The 8,330-nt window shown below is 73.0% G+C and carries 7 protein-coding genes; 4 read left to right on the top strand and 3 right to left on the bottom strand.

The annotated features are described in order from the left end of the window. Positions 1-798: alpha/beta hydrolase-fold protein (locus tag ND748_RS19405; protein ID WP_251747423.1), on the top strand; the 798-nt coding region annotated here is incomplete at its 5' end. 369 nt (positions 799-1,167) lie between these two features. On the opposite strand, the gene ND748_RS19400 is transcribed toward ND748_RS19405, so the two are convergent. Then, a complete protein-coding gene (locus ND748_RS19400; protein ID WP_285902379.1) occupies positions 1,168-3,966 on the bottom strand; it encodes a tetratricopeptide repeat protein in 2,799 nt (932 codons plus the stop codon). 216 nt (positions 3,967-4,182) lie between these two features. Then, positions 4,183-4,389 (bottom strand): cold-shock protein, encoded by a 207-nt coding sequence (locus ND748_RS19395; RefSeq protein ID WP_041939680.1) that lies wholly within the window; start codon positions 4,387-4,389, stop codon positions 4,183-4,185. Between the two features lie 276 nt (positions 4,390-4,665). Here ND748_RS19395 and ND748_RS19390 point away from each other — a divergent pair, with 276 nt between their 5' ends. The 3 genes from ND748_RS19390 (at position 4,666) to ND748_RS19380 (ending at position 7,057) form a co-directional block, all read left to right on the top strand. Then, positions 4,666-4,851 carry an AlpA family transcriptional regulator gene (locus ND748_RS19390; RefSeq protein ID WP_251747422.1) on the top strand — a complete coding sequence of 62 codons (186 nt, stop codon included), beginning with the start codon at positions 4,666-4,668 and terminating at the stop codon, positions 4,849-4,851. A gap of 60 nt (positions 4,852-4,911) precedes the next feature. Next, entirely contained in the window at positions 4,912-6,654 is a 1,743-nt protein-coding gene (locus ND748_RS19385; RefSeq protein ID WP_251747421.1) for a sodium:proton antiporter, read from the top strand. Positions 6,655-6,835: 181 nt separating this feature from the next. After that, positions 6,836-7,057, top strand: coding sequence for a hypothetical protein (locus ND748_RS19380; protein ID WP_251747420.1), 222 nt, complete (start codon positions 6,836-6,838; stop codon positions 7,055-7,057). Between the two features lie 750 nt (positions 7,058-7,807). On the opposite strand, the gene ND748_RS19375 is transcribed toward ND748_RS19380, so the two are convergent. Next, positions 7,808-8,330, bottom strand: a 523-nt coding sequence (locus ND748_RS19375) for a P1 family peptidase (RefSeq protein ID WP_251747419.1), incomplete at its 5' end; no start/stop codon positions are given.

The following is an 8,330-nucleotide window of genomic DNA, read 5'->3' as shown; positions in this document are numbered from 1 at the left end:
CCCTACGCCGCCGGGCGTTCCGACGCCGAGAGCACGGCATCGGTCGCGGCGTCACCGGTCGCGGGGGCACCGACGCCGGCCAGCGGCCCGGCCGCGGTGACCAGCACGACGTTCACCAGTGCGGCCCGGCGCCGGCCGGTCACGATGGTCACCATCACGCCGGCGGGCGGTGGGCGCGGCCTGCCCGTGTGCCTCGTGTTGCACGGGCGGGGTGACGATGCGCGTCGCGCCGTCGGCCTGCTCGGCCTCGACGGCCTGCTGCCAGCCGCGATCGGCGCGGGCGTGGCACCGTTCGCCCTGGTGACCGTGGACGGCGGCACGGCCTACTGGCATCGGCGGGCCTCCGGCGACGACCCGGAGACGATGATCCTCGACGAGATCCGGCCCCGGCTGGCCGCGGCCGGCCTGCGCACGGCCCGGATGGCGGCGCTGGGCTGGTCGATGGGCGGTTACGGCGCGCTGCTGCTGGCCCGGCGCCATCCCGACCTCGTCGTCGCGGCGGCGGCGAGCAGCCCGGCGATGTGGCGCAGCTACGGCGCCAGCGCCCCCGGCGCGTTCGACTCCGCCGCCGATTTCGCCGCGAACCGGGTCCTGGGATCCGCACCGGCGGCGGGGGTGGCGTACCGGATCGACTGCGGCAATGCCGACCCGTTCGCCGCGGTCTCCCGCCAGGCCGTCGCGGACCTGCGGCCGCAGGAACACAGCCTCGGCCCGGGCGGGCACACCCCGGCCTACTGGCGTGCGGTCGCGCCGGCACAGCTCGCCTTCGTCGGCGCCGCCCTGAACCGATCCGCCTGAACCTGCATGGTGGTCCTCCGGACTGCAGGTCTGTTTCGGCTGCTTCTCAGCAGCAGCAGCACCGCGGCTGCCGCTATGGTTCTGGTTTGGCGTGATCTGGTCGCCGTCGAGTGGCTCACACTCGCCGTCCAGCCGGAGCACTCCGTGGATTACTCGCCAGGCGTTCCTTCCCCGCGGAATCATCGGTCGGCGGTGGCCCCAGCAGATCGACGAGCTGGCCTTGAACACTGTTCCTGCCCTCGAGAAGCGAGGTCTGATCGAGCCACCGAGATTCAGCCCCAGGAAGGTGCGGGCAATCATCAGTGCTTTCATGCCATCACGCCGGGTTGGGCCGAGGTCAGAGAATGGCTGGCAGGTCCGAGTACCGGGCTACCCCGATGGACTGGTGAGCTCGCGCAGGGCCTGCTCGGCCTCGGCGATCTCCGGCGCGCCGAGACGGGCGTAGATCGTCCGGGCGTGTTCCCATTCCCGGCGGGCGGCGCCGGGCGCGCCGAGACAATGGTGGACGTGGCCGAGCCCGGCATGAGCGCGGGCCTGCTCGTAGCGGTCCTCAGTGTCGAGGGTGAGGCTCAGGGCACGGGCGTGGTGGTCACGAGCCTGCTCGAGCCGGACGATAGCGGCGAAGTGCTCGCCCAGCCCGTTGTGGACCCGCGCCTGGCCGTTTCGGTCGCCGATCCGCTCGTACAGGTCGAGGGCGCGGCGGTACAGACCGACCGCCAGGTCGTGCTGGCCCTGCGCATGGCGGACCAGGCCGAGGTTGGTCATGGCGTCGGCCTGACCGTTGCGGTCGTCGAGGCGGCGGTAGATCTCAAGAGCCGCCAGGTGATCGTCGGCCGCCTGGCGCGTCTCGCCGCGGGACCAGCGCACGTTGCCGAGATTGCCCAGCGCGTGCGCCTGCCCACGCAGATCGTCGCCGCGGCGGTACAGCTCCAGAGACCGCAGATTGTGCTCGACGGCCTGCCCGTACCGGCCCTGCCGCCAGTGCACGTGGGCCATGTTGCCCAGTGCGCGGGCCTGGCCGCGCGGGTCATCGGCACGCTGATACAGCGCCAGGGCTCGACGGTCGTGGTCGAGGGCCTCGTCGTAGCGGCCCTGCCGCCACCGGATGATGCCCAGGCTCGTCAACGCCCGGCCCTGGCCCGGCTCGTCGGCGACCTCGACGAACAGTTCCAACGCCCGGCCGGCCGCGTCGGCGGCGTCCTGGTAGCGGCCCTGATGGCGGTGGATCCCGGCGAGGCTGGCCAGCACGTGTGCCTCGCCCGCCCGGTCGCCCCGAGCGCGGGCCGCCCGGCCGGCATGTCCGTACAGGGCGGTGGCGTCGCCAAGATGAGCGCCGAGGTCGAGGGGACGGAACAGGATGGCGGCCAGGTCGGTGGCGACTTCCGGCCAGCCGTTCTCGGCGGCATGGCCCGCGACCAGGACGAGGTTGGCACGCTCCCGGTCGAGCCAGGCCCGGGCGCCCTGCGGGTCGTCGGTCCAGCGCGGGACCGGGTAGGGCGTCCGCGGCGGCGGCAGGTGGGCGACCTCGGCGGGGAACAACACTCGGACGGCGAGCGCCGCGGTGGTGACGTAATGGTCGAACAGGCCGGTGAGCGCCTGGCGGCGGGCATCCGCCGAGTCCTGCTCGACGGCGAGTTCGCGGGCGAAGACGCGCACGAGGTCATGGAATCGGTAACGATCTCGCGCGGTCTCAGCGAGCAGGTGGACGTCGAGGAGCTGCTCGCACAGCCGCGCCGCCGGGACCGCCGGGTCGCCGGTGAGTGCCGCCGCCGCGGCGGTGTCGAACTCCACGCCCGGGTGCAGGCCGAGCCCTCGCAGCATCCGCTGTTCGTCGGGCCTCAGATCCCGGTAGGAAACGGCGAAGGCGGCGGCCACGCTGCGTTCGCCGTCGTTCAGTTCGGCGAGCGAGACGTGCCTGTGCTGGTCGGCCAGCAGATCGGCAAGGTCGGCGAGCGTCCACGCGGGGCGTGCCCGCAGGCGGGCGGCCGCGATCCGCAGGGCCAGCGGAAGCCGGCCGCACAGGTCGATCACCTGCTCGGCCGCCCCGCGCCCGTCGGCGGCGCCATCCTCCCCGGCGATAGCCGAGAACATCGCGAGCGCATCCGATCGGGTCAGGACGTCCAGCCGTAACGGGCGGGCCTCGTCCAGCGCGGCGAGTCGGCGACGACTGGTCACGAGCACGAGGCACCGCGACGCGGCCGGCAGCAGCGGTCGGACCTGCTCGGCGGAACCGGCGTTGTCCAGGACGATCAGGGTTCCTGTGCCGGCGAGGCGGTCGCGGTACAGCGCGGCGCGGGCCTGCTGAGAAGGCGGCAGCGCGTCCCCCGGCACGCCGAGACGGCGCAGCAGCTGCTCCAGCGCGGCGGCGGGATCCATCGGCGTCACCATCGGCGTCGACCCGTGCAGGTCGAGAAACAGGCAGCCGTCGGGAAAATCGTCGGCGAGTCGGTGCGCGGCCTGCACGGCGAGAGTCGTCTTGCCGATGCCTGCCATCCCGTCGAGGGCCATGACCGTCACCGCGCCGTCCGCCAGCGCCGGGCCGTCCGCGGCCGTCCAGACCGGGTCGTGGTGACCGCCGGCCGCGACCGCCCGGCCCAGCGCGAGGATCCGGGCGAACTCGTCGCGGCGGCCGATGAAGAAGCGGGTGGCCAGTGGTAGCTCCCGGGGGCCACCGGCGACGGCGCCGGGCTGGGTGGCCTGGGACCGCGTGGAGTTGGCTGGGCCGGGAAACAGCGGAGCCTGCCGTGGCGTTGCCGAACCGGAGACCGCCGCCTGCAGCCCGTCGCGCAGTTCCGCCGCGGCGGCCTGCTCGTCCAGACCGACCAGATCGATCGCAATCAGGCTCGCCAGCAGGCCTCGCGGGGCGCAGGGACCGACCCGCACCGGCACCAGCCGTCCGGCCGCACGCCCGTAGCCAGCCTGCCACTGAGCTTCGGCGGCGGCCTCGGCCAGATAGTCCTCGCTGAGGATCAGCACCATACGTTCGGCGCCGAGGGCACGATCAAGCCAGGCGGCGCTGTTGGCACCGGGTACGGCGTACCAAGCCTCCAGCCTGGGGTCGTATCCGCATTCGATGAGATGCCAGGCGACCCATTCCGCCCACGGCCGGTCGGCGGCGGCGTAGCTGACGAACACCGTCGGCGATCCATCGGCCGTGTCCCCGCGCATCGGTCAATTCTGGCATTGCGCCATCGTTTGACCGGGGGGCTTCCCGAGCTGGCGGGATCGGATGGTCATCCGCGCCGTCGGCACTGCGACGACGAGACGGGCGGCCGGCGGCGGGCCGCGTGAGCCGGTGGGCACGCGGCCTGCCCGAGCGGGCCGTCCATCCGCTCCCGACGCCACCGGGAGCCGTGGGACGGACGGCCCGTGAGAGCCGCCCGACTACCCGATGGCCTGGACCTTCGCGGCCTGCAGACCCTTCTGGCCCTGCTCGATGTCGAAGCTCACGCGCTGCCCCTCGTCGAGGGACTTGAAGCCCTCACTCACGATCGAGGAGAAGTGGACGAAGACGTCGCCACCCCCGCCGTCCACCGAGATGAAACCAAAGCCCTTTTCGGCGTTGAACCACTTCACCGTACCTGCTGACACAGCCGCTCCTCACTGTTCCTGCCGCGGCGCATCCATACGACACACCGCATACCTCCGCCGACCGGATCTGCTCCGGTCGATGGCTCGTGCCATCCTGAAGGTGACCGGCGACACCAAGAAGAGCAACGTCGGCAAGCGTACCCGCATGCGGCGCGTACGCCGAGCGGAACCGACCGTCCGCGGTGCCGCGCACGCCCGTCCGTGGTCCCCGGCGCGGGCCGGGCAGGGCACCCGGTGGCGGCGCTGGGGGGTGCCGTTGTCGCATAGCATGACGGTATGGCGGTTGACGATCTATGGACGACCGCCGATATTGCGCGTCGGCTGTCGATTTCGGCGCATCGCGCCCGCGGGCTGTGCTCTCGCGACGATTTTCCCTCCCCCATCCACACCGTGGGCCATTTCGTCCTGTGGCGAGCGCTCGACGTCGAGGTCTGGCTGGCCGAGGGCCGTCCTGATCTCTGACGGTCCTGGCCGTGGCGCCGGTGTCCGCCGGCGCAGGCCGTGTACGACCGGGGACGGCACGTGCTCGGAGAGATAGCCTTCGGGCTGCTCGGAGTCGCGCTCGTGGTGACAGCCGCCCTGACGGCGCGCCGGTTCGGCCTGCCCGCGCCCGTGCTGCTGGTCGTGGCGAGTGCGGTCTATGCGCTGCTGCCCGGGCCAAACGCGCGACTCGACCCGGACCTCGTCCTTGCACTGATCATCCCACCGCTGCTCTACTCCGCCGCGCTGAGCTCAAGTCTGGTGGAAATCCGCGCGAACCTGCGCGCGGTGGTCTCGCTGTCCGTCCTGCTCGTCGTCGTCACCGCGGTGGTCACCGGGGCGGCGCTCGTTGCCGTGGTGCCAGGTCTGTCGTTCGCCGCCGCCTGTGCCCTCGGGGCCGCGCTGGCGCCGCCCGACGCGGTGTCGGCCCTGTCGATCGGACGGCGGGTGGGCCTGCCGGACCGGCTGCGCACCGTCATCGAGGGCGAGAGCCTCTTCAACGACGCGACGGCGCTGACCCTGTACACGGTGGCGGTGGCCGCGGTGGTCGACGGACGGTTCAACGTCGCGTGGGTCGCCGGACGTTTCCTGCTCGCGGTCGTCGGCGGGCTCGCCGTCGGGCTCGCCGTGTCCTGGCTGATCGGCCAGCTCCGGCGGCGCATCGAGGACCCGGTGACCGAGACGGCGGTTTCCCTGGCGACGCCCTTCGCCGCCTACGTGCCGGCGCAGGCGCTACACGCCTCCGGGGTCCTCGCGGTGGTGACCGCGGGGCTGGTCCTCGGCTCCCGGTCCCGCAGCCTGCTGTCCGGGCCCGCTCGGCTGCATGCGCGTGCGGTGTGGCGGCTCGTGGACCTCCTGCTGGAGGGATTCGTCTTCCTGCTCATCGGCCAGCAGCTTGCGACGGTCATCCCGGCGATCGGTGACTATCCGCGCTCGACCGTCGCGGCCGCGACGGCGGTGACGGTCGGCGCGGTCGTGCTGGTCCGGCCGCTGTGGCTGCTGCTACCCGCGATGCTGCCGACCCCCAAGACACCCGCGACCCACAAGACACCCGCGACCCACGAGACACCCGCGACCCCCAAGACGCCGCCGCCCCACAAGACGCCGCCGGCCACCGAGACGGCGACGCCCCCCGAGGCGCCACCGACGCGCCTGCGCCTGCTGTCCCCCCATCCGTACCTCTCGACCCGCGAACTGGTGGCGCTGTCCTGGTCCGGGATGCGCGGGGTGATCTCCCTCGCCGCGGTCTTCGCGCTGCCGCTGTCCATCGACGGGACCGGTTTTCCGCATCGGGATCTGCTGGTGTTCTGCGCCTACGTCGCGGTGCTGGTGACGCTCGTCGGCCAGGGGCTCACTTTCGGACCGGTCCTGCACCGGCTGGGGGTACGGCCCGACATCGACGAGGGCCGGCGGCAGCGCGCCCGCGCCCGGGTCGCGGCGGCCGACGCCGGCCTGCGGACCCTGGCCGCCATCCATGATCGTGGCCAGCTTCCCGACGATCTCATCCTGCGCCTGCGCACGGTCGCCGAGGAGCGCAAGCGGCGCAGCGAGGACAGCCTGCGTGCGTTGAGGCGTGCCGACGCCGGCCGGCCCCCCGCCGCGAGCCTCACGGAGGCGTTCAGCCGGGTCCGCCGGACGATGATCGAGGCGGAACGCGACGAGCTCCAGCTCTGGCGGGACACCGGCCACCTGTCCGACGCCTCCCTGCGCCTGCTCGAGAACGAGCTCGATCACGAGGAGGGCGCGCTGCCCCCACCGCAGCCGCCGCCCTCCCCGACCCCCTGAGAGTGCCGGTCCGCCGGCGGGAGGGGCGCCGAGCAGGACCTGCAGTCGCTCGTCGGCGGTTGGCTCGCGGCCCGCGCACCAGCCGCGCGGACGCACCCTTTCCGGCCACCGACGGGTGACGGCCCGGCCCCGGCGCGGCTGGCGACTGGCCATCGCCGCGCGGACGTGCATACTGGAGGTGATGACCGAGTCAGCGGTGCCCCGACGTCGCCTACCCAACAGCCCTTTCAAGGTTCCGGCGGTCCCTGCGCAGGAGCGGTTCTCGGTCGGTGACCGCGTCACGCATGACGTGTACGGGCTCGGCCGGGTCATCGGGGTCACCGGAGAGACCTCCGTGGATGTCGATTTCGGCTCCCGGCAGGAGCGCATTCCGAGCCCGTTCAGCCGGATGTACCGGCTCTGACGACCCGCCCACGGGTCGTGTCGGATCGCAGGCTTCGCGCCGCGGCCGACGGCTCCCGCGTGGTCGCCATACCGATCGTCGCCCGACGATCCGTTCCCGAAAGCGAGACCCCACTCATCGCCACCTCATCGATCCAGCCTTTCTCTGCGCCGCGGGCGGCCCGCTCCCAGCCGAGGCGGGAGCTCCCGCCGCCGACGACCCGCCCCTTCCGGATCCCCGACTTCGCCCGGCCCGCCGCGGAGGCCAGCGCGCACCCGGTCTCGGCCACGCAGGTCGCCAGCCTCGTCTTCCAGGCTCCGCCGTCAGACCTGGCGCCGGCCGCGACCACGGAAGACACCGAACCGGCCGCCCCGATCCGACGCCGACCGGTCACCGCTCCGACCCGGCACAACCAGCGGCGGCGTCGCCCCACCCGCTGATCGCTTGACCGTTTGACCGCGCACAGCGGCCGAATCACCGGGACGCGACGACCGACCAAGGTCGTGATCGCTGGGAACCGGCCTTCGCATCGATCGGCGATGCCCCCTGCGAACGACCGGAGGGCTGGCGCGCCGAGCAACATCAGATACCGATCCGTCCGTCGTGTGAGGAAGCTGCTCGCGCGCCCCAGGCTCAGCGATATCCGCCGCGGGGGTGGCCGAGCATCAGCAGAAGCCGACGGAACGCGCCGCCCGTGCTGGCCACCGCGGCGCATTCACCGAACAGCCTCGGCCGGTCAGCAACGATGACCCGCCGATCTGCCGGTCCACGTCAGGTCACCTGTGGCCGCGACGATCGGTCGACGGAGCGGATCGCGGCGGTGACCGCGGCCAGTGCGAGCAGGCGGACGAGGTCGACATCGGCGTCGACCCGGCCGGTCGCCGCGGCGACGAACGCGTCGCCGTCGAGGCGGGTGTGCGGCGGAGTGATGGCCCGTGCCAGCCCGTCGTGGGCGCCCTGCGCGACCAGCAGGCAGCTCACCTTGTCCAGACGGGCGTTGGTGACGACAACCCCGATCGTGGTGTGGGTCCGGCCGGCGGCGAGGTCGAACGGCCGCCACTGCGACTCGGCGGCGTCGAGCGGGACGGGGTCGCCGCCGTGGTCGATGTCCCCAAACGCGTTGACCACGCACAGCGCGGCGACGCTGACTCCGCCGCGGCACCGATGTCCGTAGCCGAGCCCCCCGGGGCGGCGGTGTTCGGGACCACGCCACTGGCTCGCGAACGCCCCCGTGCCGGCGCCGACCCGGCCGCGTAGCACCTGCTCGCCGCCGGTCGCCCGCGCGGCGAGGTAG

Source organism: Frankia sp. AiPs1 (genome assembly GCF_023716945.1).
Taxonomy (GTDB): Bacteria; Actinomycetota; Actinomycetes; order Frankiales; family Frankiaceae; genus Frankia.
The sequence above is the reverse complement of the archived record's forward strand: the minus strand, read 5'-3'. Positions and strand labels throughout refer to the sequence as shown.

What these genes read in the sequence shown, in the direction of transcription:
- ND748_RS19380 (WP_251747420.1), top strand. Translation starts at nt 6,836, where the DNA reads ATGACCGAGTCAGCGGTGCCCCGACGTCGCCTACCCAACAGCCCTTTC.
- ND748_RS19400 (WP_285902379.1), bottom strand. Translation starts at nt 3,966, where the DNA reads ATGCGCGGGGACACGGCCGATGGATCGCCGACGGTGTTCGTCAGCTAC.
- ND748_RS19390 (WP_251747422.1), top strand. Translation starts at nt 4,666, where the DNA reads ATGGCGGTTGACGATCTATGGACGACCGCCGATATTGCGCGTCGGCTG.